The organism is Fervidicoccus sp., from assembly GCF_049967375.1.
Classification (GTDB): Archaea; Thermoproteota; Thermoprotei_A; order Sulfolobales; family Fervidicoccaceae; genus Fervidicoccus; species Fervidicoccus fontis.
In genome coordinates this window covers 21,475-43,639 of record NZ_JBMFSV010000010.1, presented here as the reverse complement: position 1 = coordinate 43,639, position 22,165 = coordinate 21,475, and the positions used below count along the sequence as shown (strand labels likewise).

At 36.2% G+C, this 22,165-nt stretch carries 23 protein-coding genes; 10 read left to right on the top strand and 13 right to left on the bottom strand.

Translation table 11 applies throughout. The annotated features are described in order from the left end of the window. Positions 1–125: 125 nt before the first annotated feature. A complete protein-coding gene (locus ACP5SL_RS03050) occupies positions 126–500 on the top strand; it encodes a hypothetical protein (RefSeq protein ID WP_014558086.1) in 375 nt (124 codons plus the stop codon). A 110-nt stretch (positions 501–610) separates the two neighbouring features. On the opposite strand, the gene ACP5SL_RS03045 is transcribed toward ACP5SL_RS03050, so the two are convergent. Genes ACP5SL_RS03045 through ACP5SL_RS03025 form a run of 5 tightly spaced genes read right to left on the bottom strand, consistent with a single transcriptional unit; the run spans position 611 to position 5,399 of the window. Next, entirely contained in the window at positions 611–1,240 is a 630-nt protein-coding gene (locus ACP5SL_RS03045; RefSeq protein WP_014558087.1) for a V-type ATP synthase subunit D, read from the bottom strand. Next, complete coding sequence (locus ACP5SL_RS03040; protein ID WP_428228169.1) at positions 1,237–2,622, bottom strand: V-type ATP synthase subunit B; 1,386 nt, start codon at positions 2,620–2,622, stop codon at positions 1,237–1,239. The genes ACP5SL_RS03045 and ACP5SL_RS03040 overlap by 4 nt, the downstream gene beginning before the upstream one ends. 40 nt (positions 2,623–2,662) lie before the next feature. Next, positions 2,663–4,444, bottom strand: a complete 1,782-nt coding sequence (locus ACP5SL_RS03035; RefSeq protein ID WP_428228168.1) for a V-type ATP synthase subunit A — start codon at positions 4,442–4,444, stop codon at positions 2,663–2,665. Continuing rightward, positions 4,441–5,058 carry a V-type ATP synthase subunit E gene (locus tag ACP5SL_RS03030; protein ID WP_014558090.1) on the bottom strand — a complete coding sequence of 206 codons (618 nt, stop codon included), beginning with the start codon at positions 5,056–5,058 and terminating at the stop codon, positions 4,441–4,443. The genes ACP5SL_RS03035 and ACP5SL_RS03030 overlap by 4 nt, the downstream gene beginning before the upstream one ends. Before the next feature lie 26 nt (positions 5,059–5,084). Then, positions 5,085–5,399, bottom strand: coding sequence for a V-type ATP synthase subunit F (locus tag ACP5SL_RS03025; protein ID WP_148683663.1), 315 nt, complete (start codon positions 5,397–5,399; stop codon positions 5,085–5,087). Positions 5,400–5,529: 130 nt separating this feature from the next. Between ACP5SL_RS03025 and ACP5SL_RS03020 the strand changes: the two genes are divergently transcribed. The 6 genes from ACP5SL_RS03020 to ACP5SL_RS02995 all read left to right on the top strand — a co-directional run bounded on the left by ACP5SL_RS03020 (position 5,530) and on the right by ACP5SL_RS02995 (position 10,465). Next, the gene (locus ACP5SL_RS03020) at positions 5,530–7,533 is read left to right on the top strand and encodes a V-type ATP synthase subunit I (RefSeq protein WP_193803881.1); all 2,004 of its coding nucleotides are present in this window, start codon (positions 5,530–5,532) and stop codon (positions 7,531–7,533) included. Between the two features lie 15 nt (positions 7,534–7,548). Beyond that, positions 7,549–8,214, top strand: coding sequence for an NERD domain-containing protein (locus ACP5SL_RS03015; RefSeq protein WP_014558093.1), 666 nt, complete (start codon positions 7,549–7,551; stop codon positions 8,212–8,214). A 12-nt stretch (positions 8,215–8,226) separates the two neighbouring features. Next, entirely contained in the window at positions 8,227–9,045 is an 819-nt protein-coding gene (gene thyX, locus ACP5SL_RS03010; RefSeq protein WP_014558094.1) for an FAD-dependent thymidylate synthase, read from the top strand. A gap of 211 nt (positions 9,046–9,256) precedes the next feature. Beyond that, positions 9,257–9,661: a CopG family ribbon-helix-helix protein gene (locus ACP5SL_RS03005; RefSeq protein WP_158308317.1), complete on the top strand. Its 405-nt coding sequence runs from the start codon at positions 9,257–9,259 to the stop codon at positions 9,659–9,661. Positions 9,662–9,776: 115 nt separating this feature from the next. Continuing rightward, entirely contained in the window at positions 9,777–10,250 is a 474-nt protein-coding gene (locus ACP5SL_RS03000) for a RecB-family nuclease (RefSeq protein WP_014558096.1), read from the top strand. A gap of 38 nt (positions 10,251–10,288) precedes the next feature. After that, a complete protein-coding gene (locus tag ACP5SL_RS02995) occupies positions 10,289–10,465 on the top strand; it encodes a preprotein translocase subunit Sec61beta (protein WP_014558097.1) in 177 nt (58 codons plus the stop codon). A gap of 630 nt (positions 10,466–11,095) precedes the next feature. Here ACP5SL_RS02995 and fbp read toward each other — a convergent pair. From fbp to ACP5SL_RS02965, 6 genes are all read right to left on the bottom strand, one after another. Next, a complete protein-coding gene (gene fbp, locus ACP5SL_RS02990) occupies positions 11,096–12,196 on the bottom strand; it encodes a fructose-1,6-bisphosphate aldolase/phosphatase (RefSeq protein WP_014558098.1) in 1,101 nt (366 codons plus the stop codon). Between the two features lie 79 nt (positions 12,197–12,275). Continuing rightward, positions 12,276–13,373, bottom strand: a complete 1,098-nt coding sequence (gene rtcA, locus ACP5SL_RS02985) for an RNA 3'-terminal phosphate cyclase (RefSeq protein ID WP_428228166.1) — start codon at positions 13,371–13,373, stop codon at positions 12,276–12,278. 4 nt (positions 13,374–13,377) lie between these two features. Beyond that, positions 13,378–14,361 carry a thiamine-phosphate kinase gene (locus ACP5SL_RS02980; protein WP_014558100.1) on the bottom strand — a complete coding sequence of 328 codons (984 nt, stop codon included), beginning with the start codon at positions 14,359–14,361 and terminating at the stop codon, positions 13,378–13,380. Further along, positions 14,348–14,953 (bottom strand): tRNA(Phe) 7-((3-amino-3-carboxypropyl)-4-demethylwyosine(37)-N(4))-methyltransferase, encoded by a 606-nt coding sequence (locus ACP5SL_RS02975; protein WP_014558101.1) that lies wholly within the window; start codon positions 14,951–14,953, stop codon positions 14,348–14,350. The genes ACP5SL_RS02980 and ACP5SL_RS02975 overlap by 14 nt, the downstream gene beginning before the upstream one ends. Positions 14,954–15,384: 431 nt before the next feature. Beyond that, a complete protein-coding gene (gene psmB, locus ACP5SL_RS02970) occupies positions 15,385–16,020 on the bottom strand; it encodes an archaeal proteasome endopeptidase complex subunit beta (protein WP_014558102.1) in 636 nt (211 codons plus the stop codon). A gap of 400 nt (positions 16,021–16,420) precedes the next feature. Continuing rightward, complete coding sequence (locus tag ACP5SL_RS02965) at positions 16,421–17,986, bottom strand: acyl-CoA carboxylase subunit beta (RefSeq protein ID WP_014558103.1); 1,566 nt, start codon at positions 17,984–17,986, stop codon at positions 16,421–16,423. Positions 17,987–18,105: 119 nt separating this feature from the next. Between ACP5SL_RS02965 and ACP5SL_RS02960 the strand changes: the two genes are divergently transcribed. Both ACP5SL_RS02960 and ACP5SL_RS02955 read left to right on the top strand, forming a co-directional pair. After that, positions 18,106–18,318, top strand: a complete 213-nt coding sequence (locus tag ACP5SL_RS02960) for a biotin/lipoyl-containing protein (protein WP_014558104.1) — start codon at positions 18,106–18,108, stop codon at positions 18,316–18,318. Positions 18,319–18,499: 181 nt separating this feature from the next. Next, entirely contained in the window at positions 18,500–18,664 is a 165-nt protein-coding gene (locus ACP5SL_RS02955; RefSeq protein WP_014558105.1) for a hypothetical protein, read from the top strand. A gap of 93 nt (positions 18,665–18,757) precedes the next feature. Here the strand turns inward: ACP5SL_RS02955 and ACP5SL_RS02950 are convergent, their stop codons facing one another. Continuing rightward, positions 18,758–19,927, bottom strand: coding sequence for an MFS transporter (locus ACP5SL_RS02950; protein ID WP_014558106.1), 1,170 nt, complete (start codon positions 19,925–19,927; stop codon positions 18,758–18,760). Positions 19,928–19,986: 59 nt separating this feature from the next. Here ACP5SL_RS02950 and ACP5SL_RS02945 point away from each other — a divergent pair, with 59 nt between their 5' ends. Then, positions 19,987–20,259 (top strand): zinc ribbon domain-containing protein, encoded by a 273-nt coding sequence (locus tag ACP5SL_RS02945; RefSeq protein WP_428228167.1) that lies wholly within the window; start codon positions 19,987–19,989, stop codon positions 20,257–20,259. 128 nt (positions 20,260–20,387) lie between these two features. Here the strand turns inward: ACP5SL_RS02945 and ACP5SL_RS02940 are convergent, their stop codons facing one another. Continuing rightward, a complete protein-coding gene (locus tag ACP5SL_RS02940) occupies positions 20,388–22,001 on the bottom strand; it encodes a hypothetical protein (protein ID WP_428228165.1) in 1,614 nt (537 codons plus the stop codon). Positions 22,002–22,165: the final 164 nt, after the last annotated feature.

The window sequence follows — 22,165 nt, the reverse complement described above, 5'->3', positions numbered from 1 at the left end:
CCTTCACAGAGCAGCTCAACTCTAGAAATCAAATGCGGAGAGATTTATAAATAGCGAAGAAATAACATTAACATCAAAATATAAACTTTTATGAAACTCAAAACAGTTTGTCGAGGCAAATAAGTTTGGTAGAAAAAAAGCTTCCATTGCTTGCTTCAGGAAAACTTGGTGCCAACTATGAGCTTATATTTAAATACTGGGAAATTGCAAAAAGAGAAAGCCCAGAAAAAGAGAAGGATGTTGTACTCAGTACTGATGATTTAGATTATGCGGAAAAGCTGATCAGAGAAAAAAAGACAAGATTAAAAGTTTCAGAGATAATAGATGAGCTCGTTGCAAAAATAATTAACAGAATTGATAGCGGAATAGCCTTAAAGGCATATGAATCAGTATATGGAATAAAAACAGATCCTTTTTCTGCAAGAAAAGAAGTAGCGACTGTAGTTGCATTGTGGATTTTAGAAGCCCTTGAAAATGAGGGAAAGCTCGTATTATCATAATCTATTTCGAAATTGTTTTTTGGTGAAAACTATGGATTTAGTTTTTAAAGATTTCCTCTCTTACGATTACAACTGAAAGCCTTGCCTTTTAAGGCGGGGATGAAGAAAGTTTAAGCTTCTTCATGAATCTTCTTTATCATTTTTAGTCTAGAGAATTCCTCTCTTTCTCTTTCGTCCAGTACAAGTGAAATATACCTTATCGTTTTCTCGTAGTTAGGAATAATCGAATAATCTATAGAGTTTATCAGTCTCTGTGTAGTTTTCAGTTCGTTTATTATAGTAAACAGTGTATTTTCAACTTCAATTAATCGTAGGAGCTTCTCAAAAACTTCCTTTAGCTTCTCTCTCGATTCTATCAATGAAGGAGGGACATCAGAGGGGAAGTCCATTTTTGGAAAAGAATTCTCAGCTATAGAGATGTAAGGAACTTTAACTGCAAAAAGCGCTCTTATCTTAACATTTACTCTTAGAGTAGAAGGGACAATATCAGATATTTCCTTGGATCTGTTATAGCCTATAGTTAGAAGGCTTGCTTGCAAGGTATCGTATGCCTTCTTTAATTCTGAAGAAGTCTCATTATAAAGCTTTTCATATTCTTTAATCATTGTATTAAGATATAAAAGTAGCGCTGATCTCTTCTCTTCTAAAACCTCTCTAACTCTTCTTATAAGTGTAAGGTCTCTCTTCAATTTGATTAGATTGATTTTTGTTGGCAATGTGCTTCTTTTATCAAAGCTCATTTCGGTTCAGCTTCCATGCCTTTCTTATAGTACTTATTGATGAGCTCTGTCCTAATGTTTGTGAGCTCAGATTCTGGCAAAATAGATAATATAGACCAGGCTAAGTCTAAGCTCTGCTCTATTGACCTATTTTCTGTAGGAGACTGATTTATGAACGTTCTCTCAAACGATTCAGCGAATCTTAAATACAGTTTATCAGTAGAACTAAGGCTTTCTTCCCCAATGATCGTTGCTAAACTTCTAAGCTCTTGTGCTCTGCTATATGCTGCATATAATTGGTTATAAACATCGCCGTGATCTTCCCTAGTTTTATCTGGACCTATTCCTTCTTTCATAAGCCTTGATAGGCTCATTAAGACGTTTATTGGGGGATAAATACCTTTATTGAATAGGCCTCTGTCTAAAACGATCTGTCCCTCAGTAATATAGCCAGTTAAGTCTGGGATTGGATGCGTTATATCATCGTTAGGCATTGACAAAATGGGCATCTGTGTAATGCTCCCCTTCTTTCCGATAGCCCTTCCTGCCCTCTCATAAATTGAGGCGAAGTCGCTGTACATGTATCCAGGGTATCCCTGTCTGCCAGGTATTTCTTCTCTAGCAGCACTAATTTCTCTTAATGCTTCAGCATAATTTGTCATATCAGTTATAATTGCAAGTATGTGCATGTCTTTTTCATATGCCAAATATTCAGCTAATGTCAGAGCAACCCTTGGAGTAATCAGCCTTATCATTGCAGGCTCATTCGCCAAGTTAACAAACATTGCTACTTTGTTTTTTGCTCCGCTTTCCTCAAAGAATCTCTTGAAGAACAGGAAGTCATCGTACTTTATGCCTACTGCTGCAAACACTACAGCGAATTCTTCTCCTTCACCCCTAACTACTGCTTGCCTCGCGATTTGTGCAGCTAACATATTGTGCGGTAAGCCTCCACCGCTGAAAATTGGTAACTTTTGCCCTCTAACAAGAGTATTCATTACATCTATAGCACTTACTCCAGTCTGTATAAAGTCTTTGGGATAAGCTCTAGATGCAGGATTTAGCGGATCACCGTTTATATCTCTCTTTTCGGTGGCAATTACCATGGGACCACCATCAATCGGGTTTCCGAGCCCATCAAAAATCCTGCCGAGCATATCTTCGGAGACTCCAACTTCAAAAGTCTCTCCTAGAAATCTTACAGTTGTTCCTAGAGATCCTATCCCAGTCGTCCCCTCAAATATTTGTATTACGGCTAAATTCTTACTAACATCGAGCACTCTTCCCCTCCTTTTCTCACCATCTTGCAACTCAACTTCAACAACTTCATCAAAAGCGACTCCTGAAGAAACCTTTACAAACAGAAGGGGGCCTCTTATCATTTCTATTTCTTTTGACTCCATTACTCCATGAATTCTTCTTGTGCTCTCCAATATTATCACCTCAAAAGTTTTCGTACTTCTTGACCTTTTCAAATATGCCTCTTATTATGTTATCGAACATTTCAAGCTTATTATGAGGAATAGAATATCTTCCTCTTACAAGCGACGATATATCGTCCTTTATCAATTCCTCTAATTCTGACATGTTTGCCTTTCCACTTGAAATTATGGCATTAAGCTTTTCATATACCTCAAGAATCGATTTTAGCATCTTGTATTGTCTCTTTGGCTCACTAAAGGCATCTATAGGATCGAATGCATTTTGCTTAAGAAATCCATCCTTAAGAACGTTTGCTATAAACAAAATGAGCTTATCGCTCTCGCTTAAACCCTCTGTTCCAACAAGCCTTACAATCTCCTTAATCTCATTCTCTCTATACAAAATATTTAAGGCCTTCTGTCTGTCCTCGGCCCAGCTAGGACTGACATTCTTTTTCCACCATTCAGCAACAGTCTCTGCATATGCGCTATAGCTGGTCAGCCAGTTAATAGCAGGATAATGCCTGGAATAAGCTAATGTCGTGTCTAGTGCCCAGAATACTCTCACAAACCTTCTTGTATGGCTGGTTACTGGCTCTGTAAAGTCCCCACCTGGGGGCGATACTGCACCGCCAAGAGTAACTGATCCTATCCTCTTTGGATCGCCAAGTGCTATAACTCTACCAGCTCTTTCATAAAATTCAGCAAGTCTTGATGCTAAATAGCTTGGGTATCCCTCTTCAGCAGGCATCTCTTCAAGCCTGCCTCCAATTTCTCTAAGTGCTTCAGCCCACCTGCTGGTTGAGTCGGCTACAAGCAAAACATCATATCCTTGATCTCTGTAATACTCTGCAAGTGTCACTCCGACATAAATGCTAGCTTCTCTTGCAGCAACAGGCATATTGCTCGTATTTGCAATAAGTATAGTTCTTTCCATCAGCGGTCTTCCTGTCCATGGATCTTTGTAATGAGGAAACTTTTCAAGAACTTCCGTCATTTCATTTCCTCTTTCACCGCACCCGATGTAAATGACCACTTTTGCTTCACTCCACTGAGCAATACCATGAAGAGTGACTGTTTTTCCTGTACCGAAGCCTCCAGGAATAGCGGCTGTTCCTCCTTTTGCTATTGGAAAGAATGTATCTATTATTCTTAAGCCAGTGATAAGTGGTTCTGTAGGCTCGAGTTTTTCTTTAAAAGGTCTTGGAATTCTCACCGGCCAATTATGATATAACTTTAATTCTCTTTCTTCATTTTCCTTAGTAACTTTTGCTATTACATCTTCAACACTATAATCATCTTCTTTAGCCAAAAAAGTCAATTTCCCACTAATATTAGGCGGGACGAGTATTCTGTGCTCAATAAGTTCTGTCTCCTTAACGCTACCTAGCACTGTGCCGCTACTTACTTCATCTCCTGTTTTGAGCTCTTTATTTGGCATAAAGTGCCATTTTTTATTCCTTGGAAGTGCAGGGCTCTTAATACCTCTTCTAATAAAAATTGAACCACTTTTTTCTTTAATTACTTCTAAAGGTCTTTGTATTCCGTCGTATATCTGTGTCAACAGTCCTGGTCCGAGCTCAACAGAGAGGGGAGAACCCGAGGATACAACTATATCTCCTGGCTTAATACCTGAAGTTGATTCATATACCTGTATATATGCGTCATCGCCTACGATCCTCGTGACCTCTCCTATGATTCCATCGCTACCAACTTCTACAACTTCGTACATCTTTACTCCCTTCATCCCTTCAGCTACGATAAGCGATCCTGAAATCCTCTTGATCTTACCTGTTATTGCTATTTTTCTTCACCCCCGAATAAAACATTATAAACAATTGAGGCTAGTTCAAACTTAGAAAGTTCAAATATCTTTTTCAAGGTAAAATCATAAACAGTTGAACCGTCTTGAGAGACAAATTTAATTCCTCCAGTGCCGGAGGGAAGATCGTCAATAATTTTAATCTTTTCTTTACTATCTTCTAATTTTTTCTTTATAATCTTAGAAACAAGATCTTTGTCTTCCTTTTCAATGTGGATCTCTCCGTTTGTCAACTTTATAGACTCCTTTAGTTTTGAAAGTATTGCTTCGTAAATAATTTTCTTTTCCTCTTTATCAAGCTCATAAAAGATCTTCTTCTCAACTTCTTTAAGCGCAAGGTCAACGATTTCCGCTTTTTTTTCTTGAGTTTTTATTTTTATTTCATACTGCCTTAATGACCTTAAGTTATTCACGCTTTCAACGTAATTCTCATAAAGGTCGCTAAGCTCCTTAACTAGAGAATTCTTCGTATTTTTATATGCATCGTCGAGCAATTCATGTGCATCTTTACGCAATTCTTCAACGGTATCCTTGAATTCATTTATTACCTTGTTGATAACATATTCAAGCAAGGACTCAATATTACCTTCTTCCAAGGCAAACCACCAAAGTCAATTATTATTTATAACCCTAAAGCTCTCATGACCATTTTTCTGATGTCCGTAGGCTCCATAGCACTTGAGGGTGAAGGCAAGTAAAAAATAATCTTTCCAGTCTTTTTTCTAATGTTTTCGATATCTGACGATATAAGCTCTCCTAATTCTTTTTCAACCAAAATAACGCTGATATCTTGCCTTTTAGCATAAGTTTCTATAATCTGTGCAATATTGTCTGGGTTTCTCTCTTCTATTCCTTCGCAACCTATCATCTTGTACATCAGAACTAAGTTCTTTCCTCCGATTACTAATACTTTGCCATTATTGATCTGAGCACTCATGTGTATCCACTTAAACTTATTATAGTAATTAATTAAAAAAACTATAAAAATATTGACATTAATAGATATAATTAAAATTTAATTAAAGTTTGCTTTCTGTTTGATTAGAAATCTTTCAAGGTAAATCAAGATGTTTATTCCGAATAGCGTTACAGGCATTACGTTAATTGTTCCTAAAGATTACAGTGACAAGCTTGTAACATCTTTGATGCTTACAGAAAAGTTTCATCCTGCAGAGCTGTCTATAGCCTATCCAGGGTCATATAATAATGAAATTTTAAGATATTCGCAAGAAATCGAAGGTAAGGTAAATAAATTTTCAAGTATTTTAAGTGATATAAATATATATGGAATTCGAAACGGAGGAGAAATAAAAGTATCAAAATGGATAGAGACTGCTAAGAGTATCTCTGCAGAATATGATATGCTTGAGAAGGAAATCGAACCTATCATATCAGAGCTTAAAAGCTCAAAGAGTGATAGAGAAAAAATTGATGCGTTTTTAAAAGAGATTGAACCATTGAAAGATCTTGATTTTGACTTAAATGAAGAGAAAAAATATGGCTATTTGGGATTTAAAGTTGGTTATATAGATATCGAGATGATACCTTCATTTCTTGAAAAAATGAGAAAATTCAACTGTTATATATTTGTTGAAAAAGGAGAAGAGAGCAATGTTGCTGTAATTTTATACAAAAAAGAAGATGAAAAGGAGATAGAAAAAATACTTGCAGAATCAGGGTTTTCTGAAGTTGTAATACCAAAAGATCTTCCCTCAAATTTCCATCTTGCATATGAAGAGCTTAAGAAAAAGATAAGTGAGTTTGATAAGAAAATAGAAGAGTTAGAGGAGAAAATTAAGGCAAAAGAAGTATATCTAAAGGATTTGTATTCTAGAATGTATACAGTTAAAGAAGCATTGAGAATTTATTCACAGATCAAAAATACCGATTACTTTTCTTATGTTAGAGGCTACATTCCTGCTTACGAAGCAGAAAAAATCATTTCTTTTATAAAGAAAGCTCTTGACAATAGAATATTGGTAATATGGGAAGAAATTACACTTAAAGCTGTTAAAGAAGAAAAACTTCCCACAGAAATTAAGGTTAATAAATTGCTGAAACCTTTCAGTATGCTTGTAGAGAATTATGGGTATCCTTTGCCGCATGAAATTGTCCCCATATATTTTATGGCTATCACGTTTCCCATAATTTTCGGCATAATGTTTCCTGATCTAGGACACGGGCTACTCGTTTTGCTCTTTGGTATATATATGATAAAAGCATCGAAAGGGAGAGAAGGTTGGTACAATACAGGTCTCTTGGCAATATATTTAGGCATAGCAGGCATGGTGACCGGAATTTTATCAGGAGAATTTTTTGGAAGCCTGACTAATCTTTCACAGTTACTTTGGAACGGACACCCACTAATTCCGTCCCCATTTGAAGAAGGCTCGCTATCCATATACTTCCTCATAAATATCTCTCTTAAGATAGGCTCCATTCTACTAATTTCGGGCACACTATTTGGACTTATAAACTCTTTGATGGCAAGAGAATATTTTGATGCGGTAGCAATAAAATTGCCAAAATTTCTCGCATTCTCGCTAGCTTTGTATCCCTTCCTCATTTACTCTCCAAGCGTGGCAGGAGGATTGATAAAAGAAGCAGTCTTCGGAGGTCCAGGCTTTGAGGTAATGCTAATAAGATTCGGTGTTTTAGCCTCTCTTTTTATGCTTCTTTTGTTTGAGCCTTTATTTTATGTCTCAAAGAAACGAGTAAAGGCAGGGATCTCAGCATTGACGACATCGTTCATTGAAACTTTTGAAACAGGCATAATGCTCATAGGCAATACAGCGAGCTTTTTAAGAATTTTGGGTCTCAGCGTTGCACATATTGGAGTTATGTACGCATTTACTATTATGGCTCTTCTCGTCTGGAAGGGTACCATCGGCGCAATTGCAGGGATAACAATATATATTTTTGGGAACCTTCTTGCAGCTGCTTTGGAAGGAATCGTAGTGTTTGCTCACACAATGAGGTTGCACTATTACGAATGGTTCACTAAATTTTACAGTGGAACAGGAATACCGTTTAAACCTGCCACACCATTTGCAAGGATAGTAATGATTTAACAAAGGTAAATCGATTTGGAAAGCATTGTAAATTATCTTCTAAAAGAGAATAAGGCGACGATCTCTTATCTTGCGGAAATATCGTTAACAAACGAATTTCTAGTTAAAAAGCTAATAGAAGATCTAAGAGGGATCAATATAGAAGATGGCATTGTCAGTGTAGAAAATAGACTAGAACTTGCTATATCTGCGATACATAAAGGTATTTCACCTTATGTGGTTTCCAGATACTTATCTTGGAAAGACTTTGAAAAAGAGCTAAGTGAAATATTAGAACAATATGGGTATGAAGTCCTTAGAAACTACAGAATTAGAAAGCCTTCTCGGGCTGAAATCGACATAGTTGCAATTAAAACAGGTTTAGCTTTAATAGTTGACTGCAAGCATTGGTCCCCAAGATCTGCCTCAAGAGGAAGGATAGAATTTGCAGCAAATAAGCAAGTGGAAAGGACAAAGCTTTTGCTAGAAAATGAGGAATTCTTGTTATTGCTTGGCAATAAAGCATGCATAAGAAGGCCGTGTGAAGTTAAATTGGTTCCAGTTTTAGTTACTTTAGTTTCTAAAAACTATGGGTTGCTAAACTCAGTCCCCGTCGTTCCTATTAAGAGCTTTTTGAACTTCCTCATAGAAATAGATAAATTGCTAGAACTGATAATTAGAATCAGTGTTAAAATTGAATAGTAGGTAAGAAAAATGAAAGTTACGCTGATAAGCTATACTAAAGAATGCGAGAAGCTTATCGCCGTAGCTGCCAAGCAGACAATAACTCAAAAGGAATTCTCGGAAAGCTGGAATGAGATGAAGGAAGATGAGAAAAAAGAGTGGCTAAAGGAGACGATGTCAAGAGGACATACAAGCCCTTGGGAGCACTGCACATATACCTTTCTTATTGAAGACGTATCAAGAGTTCTTACGCATCAGCTTGTTAGACACAGGCTTGCGAGCTATAGTCAGCTAAGTCAAAGATATAAGAGAATTAAAGAAATTGAAAATTATTACGTGATACCAAAAAGCATTCTGAAGAAGGGAGACAAAGCTTTAGAGAAATATATAAATTCTATAAAGAAAAGCTTCGAAGAGTATCAAGAATTAATAAATATGGGAATGCCTCCAGAAGATGCGAGATATGTTCTACCGCAAGCAGTAAAAACAAAGATCGTAGTGACTATGAATGCAAGAGAGCTTCTTAATTTTTTTGGTTTGAGGATGTGTATGAAAGCACAGTGGGAAATTAGGGCACTAGCTTGGAACATTTATTACATAGTAAAAAGCATTCATCCAGATCTTTGGAAGTTCGTTGGACCAAGATGCCTTCAGCTGGAAAACATGGCAAGAATGAAACCTATAGAGCTTGAGGAGTTGCTTAAAAATGACAATATCAATTTAATTATAGAGAAATGTCCAGAAGGAGTTGCAAGAGAAAACATAAAGCTCTGCGTAAGAACGGCATTAAATGACATCAGAGAGTTTCTAGAGAGCGCAAATCCGAATAACGGAGAAAATAAAATATGAGCGATAGCATTTAAAATTAAATAACAATATGGGCAATAAAATCATTACATTTTTAAAGATCACTTGTTTTTAATTCGGAACTAATCCTCCATATAAGCAATCAAAGATAAAAACTCCACCAGTCCTGAAACTCTTAACATTAAACTTAAATAAGAAATGATGCCTTAAGAATTATATAAATTTGTCATCTTTACCATAAATGGCGAGGCTTTTGGTTGTAAAATTCGGTGTTTCATTTCCATATGAGTTATATAAAGAATTAGAGGAAGTTTCAAAAGAGCTGGGAATAAATTCTAGATCCAAGGCTTTGCAAAATGCTGCAAGCGAGTTTGTTGCGAGAAACAGGTGGTTACTCAGTAAAGGATCAGTAGCAGGAGCTATAATTATGCTTTATAACCATGAAACTGGTAGGTTGGAGGAAAAGATAACTGATATTCAGCACGAATATATGGATGTCATTGTTTCAGCTTTGCACGTTCATGTTAGTAAGGAAGAATGTTTGCTTATAATTGCTATAAAGGGTGAGGTCAGCAGAATAAAAAGGCTGTATCAATCTCTAAGCGGGCTACATGGAGTGATGCAGATACAGTATTCCATCGTTCCATACAAGAAATAATTGCAACCTTCTATGAAGAATAGAAATCGTTTCCGTTTTTATTTAATAATCTATCAAAAGTTTTTTAGGGATAGAAAATTAATTTCGATTAAGCCATATGGTGAGATGAAGAGTAATGGTAGAAATAGTAGTTGGATTGCACGATATTAGTAGCACATATAGGCTTTCGGATTTCTTTAAGACTGTGCAAGCGTATAAAAAATTCATAAATACTTTTGCGATTTCAAGGGTTACAGGAGCTGCAGCGCAGTATGGGATCGCTGAAATAAGCAAAGCGTTATTTAAAAGTAACGTCAATTTTTTAATTTTGCAAGATATCGGGGATTTTCTACAATTTTTTCAAGGATATAAAATATTTCAGTTTACTCAAGCTTATGGAGTTGAGTTTAAATCTTTAGAACAGCTTGGACTTAAGGATAATGATAGAATATTACTTATATTTTCTGGTAATGACGTAGGCTTCGGAAAAAATGAGCTTCTTCCAAATGCCACATATTTAAAAATATCTGGCATAGAAAAAGAGTTGCCGCCGCAGGTTGAGTTTGGAATCTTCATGAGTATGTTGGCAAAAAATATTTTAATTTCTTAACATAAATATAAATATCAAGCATCGCAGAGGAAAAAACGATGTCATCAAAATCTAAAGAAAAGAAGAAAAAACCAAGCGGGTTAATGTCTGCTGCTGGGCTAATAAGCTTTTATGAAGATACTAGTGCAAAAATTACAATAACCCCTACAACTATAATCATAATTTCAATAGCTTTTATAGGTATTGTTGTAGCCTTAAGGGTGCTCTTACCCTAAAAAGCTTCTTTTTCACTTCCTAGGTGGCACAATTTCCAAATTTCATACGCATGCGCTTTATTGATGATTGAACCTATGGAAAAGATGAAAGACTGACGGCTTAGAGAAAAGATCTGGAGAGGTTCTTTGACCATTCTTATGTATTTCAATTGAAAGAATGTGTACACGAAAACATACGGAAGGAAGCAGAATAATATTTACAGATTTCTATTTTTTGCTTATGATAAATGCTTCGTCATTTATGAAGATTGGAGACCATTGTTTTTGAGATATTTGCTATACGTTTCAATCGACAAATAAAAGATACACAACTTTCTTCTATATAAAGCTCAAAATCCGAGGAACATTGAGCATTATCGACACAATAGAATTCAAAGTTCATAAATATTTTTGCAGAAACCAAAAACCGATTTTCCCCCGCTGCCAACACCCCCATTCATTGTCCCGTTTATCTCGGGTCTTATGGGAGCTCTCTTAAAACAGCGGGGTATAATATAATTGGTCTTTTACTTTCCTAATATTTTTATTCATATTTTTCAATTCTTATTATTTTTTAGTGAATGAATTTTTATTTAAAAACTTCCTGATATTAAACAAAGAAATATCAAATCATAATAAAAAATAAAAAATTTAGATTTTCTTTTCTTCTAACTTTTTCAAAACTTGAGGAAGAGTGGTATATTCCATTTCTTCTGGCCCTAATCTATGTGGCATGAAAGGTCCATGCCTTCTCATATAATCGGCTATTATCTGGGCTGTTCTTCTGGTTTCATCAAACGCAGGATCATCAAATAGGTCAGTTGGACCTATAAGCTTTCCATCTTTTATATTGAAACCTAATGCTATTATTCTCGGAGGACCATCAAATCTAGTACATCTGGCATCTTTTTGAGAGACTGGCATTAAAGGTCCATTATGGCTACCTCTCATCCATCCGGCTACTAGATGTGGAAATGAAAATGGCTCTAGTATTTCTCCTAAAGCTGGAAATCCCGACTGAGCTCTCGCTATAGCAACAGGGTCGTCCTTTCCTACATATTTTCCTGCAATTAGGTTAAGTCTTTCGCTACTTACTGCAGCTGCAATCTCATTATTATCTTTTCTGTAAACTCTTTTTATAGTAAATCTACCGGTTGTTCCGATAAGCGCCAATATGTCATAAGAATCTTCTGGAGCATTCAAGAAATACTGTTTATGTTCAATTAGATCCCAAATTTCAAATTTGAAACCACTGTGTAACTTAGGATCTATGACAAGCCCAGCTGTATTAAATGGATCAGCATAGATCTTGTAAAATGGAAGGTTAAATGCACCAGGTTCAGTTTTATCTGCCATAAAAGCAACGACAGGTTCACTAGTTCTTTCGATAAATTCCATTTCCGCTACGCCTGGACCCATGCCTCTTACATTTCCGGAAAATGCATCACTCAACAAATCCTGACCAGCTCCATAAAGACCTAGCTTTTGTGCAACTTTTGTCGCTTCTTTGAAAGTATCCCACGCTAACGAGTGAACATCTTTGCTATCCACGCCTCTGTAGTGTGTCATTATGAGTTGCAGATCATCACCAACATTAGTGACATAGAAATCTTCTATTATTCCGCTCTCTTTTGCTTCTGAAAGCATTCTAGTGGCTGTTGCTATTAGGTCGGGATGCACTACATGGTGTCCAGCAAGACCGCCTACATCTGCTTTTATAATGCTCAATGTAACTTTTTTACCAGTGCTCATTTAATATCACCTTAACAAATATTTTATCTTTTTATGTACATCTAATAAATATATTCTCTTAGAAAAACCACTTATTTACTCATTTAACATACAAACTGAAAGGATCAATTCCATCAACTTCAATTATAAAAGGTTCTTCTTGCTTGCCTAATACTTTTGCTTTTATATTTAGTATTTTTTCAATTACAAGAATATTTGTAATAGCGTGTAGCGTCAGCCTAGAGCCGCCCACTTTGCTTTTACCTTTTGCTAAAGCTAAAAATGGTATTATCATATCGCTCATAAATCTGTCAAGCGCCATTTGAGTAGAGATATCTTCAATTAAGACTTTTGCGGCATCTTCTCCTACCTTTTCCGCAGGTTTTCCTTTCTTTCCAAGAGAGTCTCCTCCGAGGATACTTTCTTTTGCCTCAGCTATTATAGAAATAGAAGTCCCAGGACTAAATGATGCGAGTTCATGATTCTTTTCATCGTCTTCAATTTCTGTCTCGTACAGGATACCCTGAAGTCTTTCTTCTAAAAAACTTTGAGCAGATAACGCCTGCCTTTTTGCTATATGTGATGGTAATTTGTGAGCAACACTAAATATTTTTATTTTTTTCAATTCTCCCCGCTTTACTAATTCTATGTTTTTTAACCTTCCTTTTGGGCTCTCTATAAATATATCAACAATTCCTCCTCCCTTTGGGTAATATCCCCTTCTTTTAATATTCGCCTTCATGTCGATTCCAATACGCTTTAAAAGCTCCAATGTTACGTTTTTAAAGTAATCAAAGGTAGGAGCACCAGGAACATCTGTTCCTCCTTTTAATACAATTTTGGTGCTGGTTTCAAGGAAAGGTAAAATAGGAAGAATTGCCTGAAGTACAAGCATTACACTTCCAGCAGTTCCTACATCAAATTCAAAATTCCCACCAGAGAGCTTATTTGGGTAAAAAAGTAGCTCTTTACTTCCTAGATAAAGACCCTCAGTTTTTGCATTACTTAAGGCAGAGACCACTTTTACTGCAGTTATGTGTTGATGCTGTAGTCCCGGGTTCTCCCTTTTTGCTCTTATGTTTATTACCTTCAATGGCATGCCGAGTATAGCTGAAAGAGCCAAAGAAGTTCTTAAAATTTGCCCTCCTCCTTCCCCCAGGCTACCGTCGATGGTTATAATTTTATTCAATGTGGTCACCCAATTAAGTGCTTAAAAACTGATCCCAGCCCTCTGGTTTTATTTCTCTATTGTTAAAAATGATTTTCGGTTTGTCACTCTTTTCTATTACTTTTCCTATCTTTATACATTCTATTCCAGCACTCTTGCAAACTCGTATAACTCTATCTTCTTTTTCACTGGTAGTAAAAATTACCTCGTACTCTTCTCCGCCATAAAGAGCAAACTCTTCAATATTTAAGTTGAAGTTTTTAAGATAACTGATCACTTTTCCATGAATCGGAATATTGTCAATATGAATTACAACATTGCTTGATTTTGCTAAAATCCATAAACTCTTTGCTAAACCATCGCTTGAATCTATAGAAGAATTCACTTTAATTGCTTTAGAAACTAATGGAAATTCCTTTACCGCCCTCGGCGTGTAATTCAAAAACTCTCTAGGAAGCTTGTTCCACAGTCTGTTTTTGTAAGCAAAAAATAGCAAAGAAGAAGTCCCATATCCATTTACTAAAGTAGTGAACACGAGGTCGCCCGCTTTTGCTCCAGATCTTGGAAATATATAAGAGGTGCTATGCGTCCCTAAAGCTGCTACATCTATCCATGCATATTTGTAACTTACATTAAGATCTCCTCCTAAAAAGCTCAAATCATATTCTCTCATAGCTTTTTTTATGCCAATTGATATATCTTCAAGTTTGCTCAAGGGAAAGTTTTTCGGAAGCCCTAAACTGTAAACTACTCCGAAAGGAGTATATCCCTTTGCATAAAGATCGCTTACAGTTCCAGTAATAGCTCTCCACCCCCAATTGCTCCATCTTTCCCATGGGTACCTACTATATTTCTCGCAATATCCGTCAATTTTTATAGAGATCTTGCAGTTATAGAAAGCTTGAACGTCATCGTCTATAGGAAAGCAAAAATCCTTCCTATAAAATGCTTTGTATTGCTTTAAAAGTCGCTCTATAGCTTTTATTTCTCCAACGCTTGAAAGTTTATCGGATCTCATTTTCCTTCTCCTTTAAAAACTGATTAAGTTTCTCTAGCTTTCTCCTTCCATCAACTAGAGCGCTATTTGCAAGCTTAGCTATATAATCTATTTTTTCTATGTTTATCAAATAGCCATTTTTGTTTTTTATTGGGAAATTAAACTGAGTTCCGCTTATAAGTTCTACAAGGTAGCCATCTTCAGAATAGCTCATTATTCCTGAATGCTTAAATCCTGCCTCCCTACCCGCATTTAAAATAAAAAGCGCTTCTTCAATGTCTAAAGTTCTCACATGAAGTATTGGACCGCTTACGATAAGCCAAAATGTATTCATAGGTTCTTTTTTAAATATTGAAATTAATTCTTCAGAGCTAACCTCAGAATGTTTTTTAAATATTAAAGGAAGCTCATTCCTTTTCCATAAATAATCTGTATCAACAATCGATATCCGTCCTGAGCAGGAGCTTGTAGTATAGCTCTTCTCTCTTTTGTTAATTAGGGATAGAGTCTCATCTATCCCAGGATCTAAATATCCTATCTCTCTATCACTTTCGATCCTTTTGATGAACATCGTTTTTTTATTTTTCCAAACATTGACATCTGCAACAAGCATTTTTGATCACTCAACGATTTTAATGTTTGATTGCGTGCTAAAAATGTTTACTTATTTTAATTATTTTTTGGCTAGAACTTTGCACGATTTTTAAGTATAAGCATATGCGTCAATTAAATTTTTTGCTATTTTTTTACTAAGAGCTTTATTTGTTTCTTACAACCGAAAGCTTTGCCTTTCAATGCGGGGATAAAGTTCTATAAGCTTTTCTAAGCTTTAATTTTCATTGATGATGCTATTAAAGCAGTGTATGTATTGAATGAGGGATTGTTTCAGGACTCAAAGATGGATAGCCAACCCAGATAAAGTTCCAGATAGGGGATCTCTGACCACTCCCGACTATTTTTCATAAGAGAAACGGAAAAACAAACGGATGCGGGAAACTTATAAATCGCTCAAAAGGAACTTATTTCTGAAGGGAAGAAAGTATGTCAGGGTTGTACAGGATCACTGAACTCCTTTATCCCTTCACTAGTAATTATAACACTATCAACTCCATCTCCGGTTGCAGAATCTCTCTTTAATGCCATCTGTACAGCCTTGACTGCAAGCTTCCTTGCCTCTTCAGGGCTCATATTTTCCCTATATCCATCTTCGAGCACCCCTATTGCAATTGGAGATCCGCTTCCAGTAGAGGTATATTTCTCTTCAACCAAGCTTCCATATAAATCTAAGGAGAATAGTCTTGGAGCAGTATCGTATCCTCCTAGTATAAGCTGAACGTAAAATGGAAATAGTTTGTATCTGTATAGCAAGAGGGAAAGAAGATGGGCTGCCTCTCTTACTGTGACAGGTTGCTTCTTTGTTATTGTTAGATAATTCATTTGTGTGTTAAGCCAGTCAGCAAGAACTTGTGCATCAGCAACTAAACCCGCTGTTGTAAGCGCCATTTTATCGGTAATTTTTAATATTTTTCTTGTTTTTCTATGAGCAATGAAGGTCCCCGCAGTTGCTCTCCTATCAGCTGCAAGTATAACAGCATCCTTTGCTATTAGACCCACAGTTGTTGTTCCATGAAGAGCTTTTTCATATATTTCAGAATTCTTAACGTTTCGGTCAAAATACACTATAATCACCCTTTCGTTAACTTATAATTAGAAGACACGAATTTAAATATTTATTACTATAATCTTGAAACTCAAACGGCTTACAAACTAGTCTTGTAGTTTCTGCTTCTAATATTTCTCCACTATATACTAGGAAGAAGAAAATCATAAAAGACCAAATTAAATCTGGATTATAAAGATGGATTCTCAGAAAACTTTTCGCTTAAGCGGGAGAGGTTGGAACGTAAAGCTCTATTTGAATACAAAAGCCTCACTCTTTAGGGTGAGGTAGCTTATGTTCAATAACATCTTTAAAATCTAATTTTGATTAAGTATAGGTCTATGGATTACTAGATAAACGTCTCTTAGAAAATTGTCAAATAGAATAAAAACCAATATAAAAATGACATATATAGGATTTTCAAACTGGCATTATTCCGTGTTTTTTATTAATTTGCCTTTCTTCCTTCTTTTTTGACGCAAATGCTTCAAGCGCCCTCGCTAGATAAGTCCTCGTTTCACTTGGGAAAATTACATCGTCAATATAACCTCTAGATGCGGCAACATAAGGGTTGGTAATGTTCTCTCTATATTCTTTGGCTACTCTATTTAAAAATTCCTGTTTTTCTGACATATCCTTTAAAGATGCCAATTCTTTTCCGTAAAGAATTTCAACGGCTCCCCTTGGACCCATAACAGCAATTTCAGCAAACGGATATGCTAGAACATAATCAGCGCCAAGGTGTTTGCTTCCCATAGCAATATAGGCACCTCCATATGCTTTCCTCATTATTACAGTAATTTTCGGTGAAGTCGCTTCACTATAAGCATATATTACTTTAGCGCCATGCCTTATAACCCCGCCATACTCCTGAACAGTTCCTGGCAAGAAGCCAGGCACATCTACAAATGTTATTATAGATATGTTGAAGGCATCGAGAAATCTTATGAACCTTGAAATTTTATCTGAAGAGTCTATATCCAAAGACCCTGCCAAGTACATTGGTTGATTAGCAATTATTCCGACAACTCTTCCTCCGATCCTTCCAAATCCTATGACTGCATTCTGCGCCCAATTAGGCTGTATCTCAAAGAAAGTGTCCTTATCTAGAACTCTAGTAATTACTTCCTTAACATCATATGGAGCGTTTGGATCTGTTGGTATTATAGAGTCAAGCTCTTTATCTGCTCTTTCCACAGGATCCTCACTTTTCACATAAGGCGGATCCTCTCTATTATTGCTTGGTAGATAGCTTAAAAGCTTCTTTATTAAATTTAAAGCCTCCTCTTCCGTTTCGCCTACTAAGCTTGCAACTCCGCTTTTCTGTTCATGAATTTCTGCCCCTCCCAAACTATATTCGTCTACTTCTTCTCCTATTGCGGCTTTAACAACCTTTGGTCCTGTTACAAACATATAGCTGTTCTTTCTACTCATTATTATAAAATCCATTAGAGCAGGACTATATACAGCTCCTCCCGCTGCTGGTCCCAATATAGCTGCAATTTGAGGAATAAATCCAGACGCCTTCACATTTAAGTAAAATATATCTCCATATCCTTTAAGACTATCTACTCCTTCCTGGATTCTAGCCCCTCCACTGTCATTCAAAAAAATCATTGGTGAACCAGATTTTATTGCTAAATCTAGCACTCTTACAATTTTTTCTGCATGCGCTTCTCCAAGACTCCCTCCCATAAAAGTAAAATCTTGTGAAGCAATAAACACAGTCCTTCCGTTAATTTTGCCATAACCAGTTATAACGCCATCTCCAAGCTGTTTTTTTGTCTCAAGTCCGAATCCCGTTGCTCTATGGGTCACAAATGCCCCAATTTCCACAAAGGAACCGGGATCAACTAGGAGATCTATTCTTTCCCTTGCTGTTAGCTTACCTTTTTCATGTTGCTTTTTTATGTACTCACTATCACCTTTAGAAATTTTATTCCTCAATTCGATAAGTTTTTTAAATTCTTCTCTCAGTTCTTCCATGACCTTCAACTCATGTATTTCTGTCGAAAATTTTTATAAAAAGTTTTAACAAATAACGTAAATAAGCATTTGCAAAAATTATTAAACTTTTAAGTTTTATTTAGAAAGAGCTGATAGCTATGGTAGTAGTTACAAGTAAGGTTCCAGGAAAAATTGTTGATATCCTTGTAAAGGATGGAGACGAGGTAAAGAAAAACCAAGTTTTACTTAAGATCGAATCAATGAAAATGATAATAGAAACAAGATCTCCGAAGGACGGGAAAGTAGAAAAAATATTTGTAAGCAAAGGCGATTTTGTTCAAAAAGATAAGCCTTTGCTTGAAATCTCTTAAATTTTTAAACAGAAAATATTTTTATACTAAGACAGTATGATATTCTATGATAGCTAGAACATCACCTTTTATACATTAACTTTAAAACAATAATTTTTTATAATAAAAAGTAGTACGATTAGGCTTATTTTACATGATTAAAATTTCTAAGCTTTGTTTCTCAGACAAGCAGAGTGAAAATATGAAATGGCTGGAAAAATATGCGAGAAGAACAATTAAAAACATGCTTAAAGAGAATATCAATGAGCATGTAGGATATAGGTATTGGATTTCAATAGATAAAAAAAGAAACTTAATTTATGTATATGATAAGAAGAAGGGCAAAAGGTATGTTTTCTTAGGCTAGAATCAGACCTTCTCCGTCCTGAAAGGCGGAACTTTCAGTTGAAAAAGAAGCGGGGATTTTCAGTGCTCTTTTGTGGAAAAAGCGCTTAAATAATTAAATATCGATTGAGATAAGGGCAATTGTGCACATTAAAGCGAGTGATATTATTATTGCCGTTAACCCAAAGGTCATTATCATTCCTGCTATTAAAGAGCCAAACAGCGTTCCCATCTCTCTTACAATGAAATAATTGTTTGCTCCGTATCCACTATTTGTTTCTGAGTATAAATTGTAAAATATCGTATCTATTGCAGAAGAAGATAAATACATTATAATCAAATATAAGATTAAGCCTGAAGGTTTGAATAATAACGGAATACCTAAAGCTAGCCATAATCCTCTGAGCAGAACAAAAAAGGTCGCACTTTTTTTGCTACCTTTAAGGATTTTTGACATAAGCACTAAAGATATACCGATTACTATTCCAGTTATTCCATGTGATATCCATAAAGTATTCAGTGAGATATCTCCTTTAATCAATAATGGCATAATAGTGAACATGAAATCTCCCATTGCTATAGCGAAGAATAGGGAGAGAAGTATATTTTTCGAAGAAACGCCCCCCTCTTTTAACTTAAATCCTTCTAGTACCCCTTGCAATCCTGTAGGGTTTTCCAAGTTTATAGCAGCAAGGCTTTTCATATTTGAATATTCTATAACGTTACTAACATTTTTGTTGATAAGATGCAATTTTCTTTCAATATTAACTCCAATCGAAGGCAAAACTATTGCTGAAATGGCAGCAATAGCAGTAGCGATCATCAGAACTTGGAAAATGCTTAGGCTCAAAATTCCCGTAGAGATTAGTAATAATGTCGTTCCTCTAATCAAATACACTAAAAGCCTTTGTGCGGCTGAATACTTCCACCAGCTTTCACTATCAGTAAGCTCAAAAATGCTAGAACTAACGGAAAGATTCGCGGTAGATACACTAATGGCATGAAACATATAGGCTATTGCGATATAGGCAAGGCTTCCTCTAGAAAAGAGAAAAGTTGCTACAAATATGTTAATCAGTGAAATCAGCATTAATAGCTTATTCTCACCTTTATCAGCAAGATTACCAAAAAGCTTGTTAGAAATTATGTAGATAAGGCTCCAGGTAGCGGCAATTATTCCATAAACTAAAGGGGATACGTTAAACGAATAGCCTATATATGTAAATATGCCTAAATCGAGGAATGATAGCAAAGACAAAAAGAGGATCGCTATGAAAAACCACATAAACTACACCAAAGGTTCATTAATTGTTAATTTAGGTTTTAAAGTAAAAACACTTAGAAATTGCAGCTGTTGACCCTAGGAGAACATCATCGACGTGCCCAGTATGCGGATCTAAGCTGAGGGAGAACGGCTACAGAAGATTAAAATGCCACAGATGCGGTTTCGAGGGAAATAGAGACCACATAGCGATTCTAAACATTGAGAGGAGGGCTTTATCCATTCTCCATATGGGGGGATCAGAGATCCTCTCGAATGCCCTGCAGATGAAAGATGTATTCACGAATAGATGCGGGGAACCGATGAATTCCCTAAAGGGAACCCTCGCCCTTTAAGGCGGGAAGGAGGTCAGATTCCTCCTGTCTATAGAACATATACACTTTTAATATCGTTGAAAGATTTTCTTCAAAGTTAGAAGTTTTAGTTTAAAATTCTGTTAAAATCATATTGATTTTCAAAAAGATTAGCCAGCTGGTATCGCTTTAAAGTAAAGTGCAACGGGCGGGGAGAAAGTGCAGTTGGAGCACCAAAAGCAGTAAGATGGAGGAGGGACGATATAGCTGAGCTTACTCACCCTCATGTCTAGGATTACTGGAACGTTATATCCGTATCCAAACAGTTGCCCCTCATTCTGTACTACCCCGTTTATCATGTATAATGGATCCATTGATGAGAGAGAGTTGGAAAATGTCGAGACAAATTCTGTAGCAACTCCGCAAGCAACACCTTCTAGACCTGGAAGAACACTGCATGCTGAGCTACCAAGCAAGGATCCTATCGCTAGACCAACTTCAAAGTTTGTTTTACATTTGTCATAGTAGTTGAACAAAATTGCGAAAGGAATAGATCCATTCACTGGAAGTATCCCACCTATCGTGAAAGTGGGAACAGCCACTCTTGTCTCGTTAGTCCCAACGAATAAATTGTTCATAATGGGCTGTGGCGGTAACCCACTTTCAATTCCCCCTTCTATGGCATTGTTGTAGGAAAGCACATCCGTTACAAGTGCATATACTCTATCTTCTGTATAATCAGCGTAGGATATTGGGTTGTAGTAGTGGATTATAGTGAACTTTATGACTGGCCTTGCCCATATGTATATCCACTTCGCACTTCCCGGAGGGACATTTATCATATAACCGAAATAGTAGGATCCCCAAGTTTGCCCGGAGCCAAGCCTTATATTTACGTTAGGCAATATCCCCTGTGTTAGGCTATTGAAGATGTCGTTTCCTGCGGAAAAAGCAGGATATATTCCTAAAGAGTAGTCTTTTGCTGCGTTTATATTTATATCAATCGATCCTCCCATTGTGGCTGAATTGTTGGACTGGGTGTTGTCAATGATGAGTATAGGTACCTTCATGTAAAGCTTTCCGTTTTCTTGTTTGAAGAAGTCTCCAGGAAGAAGGCCCGTAAGGTTCTCTGGAGCTATATAAGATATTGTTGTCTCGATCTGGGATAAGGGCTGGGTGTGTTTACTTCCATTAAATGTGCTATTTGTATTTTCAGGCTCAGCGAGGAGTATGGGAAGGCTTAATATCCACAAATTCTTCTCATCAAAGCTTACTCCATTACCGTCTATGTTCAACTTTACCAGCACGCCTTTTGGAAAAGAGAAGTCTATAGGTCTATACTTCATCGTGTCGAATGCACTGTAGAGGATTTTTCCATCAGTTTTGTTGAAGACCTCTACAGAAATTATGAGGGATGTTGTGAAATAATTAGGATCGAGGTGCCTTTGTTTGAGCACTGTAAGCCACGAATCTACAACTGGTTTAAATGATTCGTAAGGTATGTAAGCGGCACCCTGTCCTGAATAGCAGGAGTCGAGAAGGTCTACAAAGTCATTGTTCGAGAGGAATGGAGCTATTGCGGAAACATGTATGTGCCATACAACGTTTTTATTATCAAGAAGAGAAGATATATCATTTGTCATGTTCGATTCGAATGAGTATAGAGAGGGGGAAAAGTATAAGCCTGGTTTTGGCGAGAGGAAGAGGGCATAAGATATTGTAGTAATGACAAGAATCGAAACAATAACAACAATTAGAAAAAACCTTCTCAGGCTTTTCACCATCTAAATTATCGTTTTTTTAAATATATAAAATTTACTGTATAGATATATTTTTAATTTTTACAAGTTCCTCTTATATGAAAGACATATCTTCTACTAAATAAGATCAGACCCCCTGAAAAGAACATTCTTCTTCATGGAAGGCAAAGAGATCAGATAAAGCTATA

Coding starts and splice junctions, on each gene's coding strand:
- ACP5SL_RS03045 (WP_014558087.1), bottom strand. CDS start 1,240: ATGAGCTTTGATAAAAGAAGCACATTGCCAACAAAAATCAATCTAATC.
- ACP5SL_RS03040 (WP_428228169.1), bottom strand. CDS start 2,622: ATGGAGTCAAAAGAAATAGAAATGATAAGAGGCCCCCTTCTGTTTGTA.
- ACP5SL_RS03025 (WP_148683663.1), bottom strand. CDS start 5,399: ATGAGTGCTCAGATCAATAATGGCAAAGTATTAGTAATCGGAGGAAAG.
- ACP5SL_RS03020 (WP_193803881.1), top strand. CDS start 5,530: ATGTTTATTCCGAATAGCGTTACAGGCATTACGTTAATTGTTCCTAAA.
- thyX (WP_014558094.1), top strand. CDS start 8,227: ATGAAAGTTACGCTGATAAGCTATACTAAAGAATGCGAGAAGCTTATC.
- ACP5SL_RS03000 (WP_014558096.1), top strand. CDS start 9,777: ATGGTAGAAATAGTAGTTGGATTGCACGATATTAGTAGCACATATAGG.
- ACP5SL_RS02995 (WP_014558097.1), top strand. CDS start 10,289: ATGTCATCAAAATCTAAAGAAAAGAAGAAAAAACCAAGCGGGTTAATG.
- fbp (WP_014558098.1), bottom strand. CDS start 12,196: ATGAGCACTGGTAAAAAAGTTACATTGAGCATTATAAAAGCAGATGTA.
- ACP5SL_RS02980 (WP_014558100.1), bottom strand. CDS start 14,361: ATGAGATCCGATAAACTTTCAAGCGTTGGAGAAATAAAAGCTATAGAG.
- ACP5SL_RS02975 (WP_014558101.1), bottom strand. CDS start 14,953: ATGCTTGTTGCAGATGTCAATGTTTGGAAAAATAAAAAAACGATGTTC.
- ACP5SL_RS02965 (WP_014558103.1), bottom strand. CDS start 17,986: ATGGAAGAACTGAGAGAAGAATTTAAAAAACTTATCGAATTGAGGAAT.
- ACP5SL_RS02960 (WP_014558104.1), top strand. CDS start 18,106: ATGGTAGTAGTTACAAGTAAGGTTCCAGGAAAAATTGTTGATATCCTT.
- ACP5SL_RS02955 (WP_014558105.1), top strand. CDS start 18,500: ATGAAATGGCTGGAAAAATATGCGAGAAGAACAATTAAAAACATGCTT.
- ACP5SL_RS02950 (WP_014558106.1), bottom strand. CDS start 19,927: ATGTGGTTTTTCATAGCGATCCTCTTTTTGTCTTTGCTATCATTCCTC.
- ACP5SL_RS02940 (WP_428228165.1), bottom strand. CDS start 22,001: ATGGTGAAAAGCCTGAGAAGGTTTTTTCTAATTGTTGTTATTGTTTCG.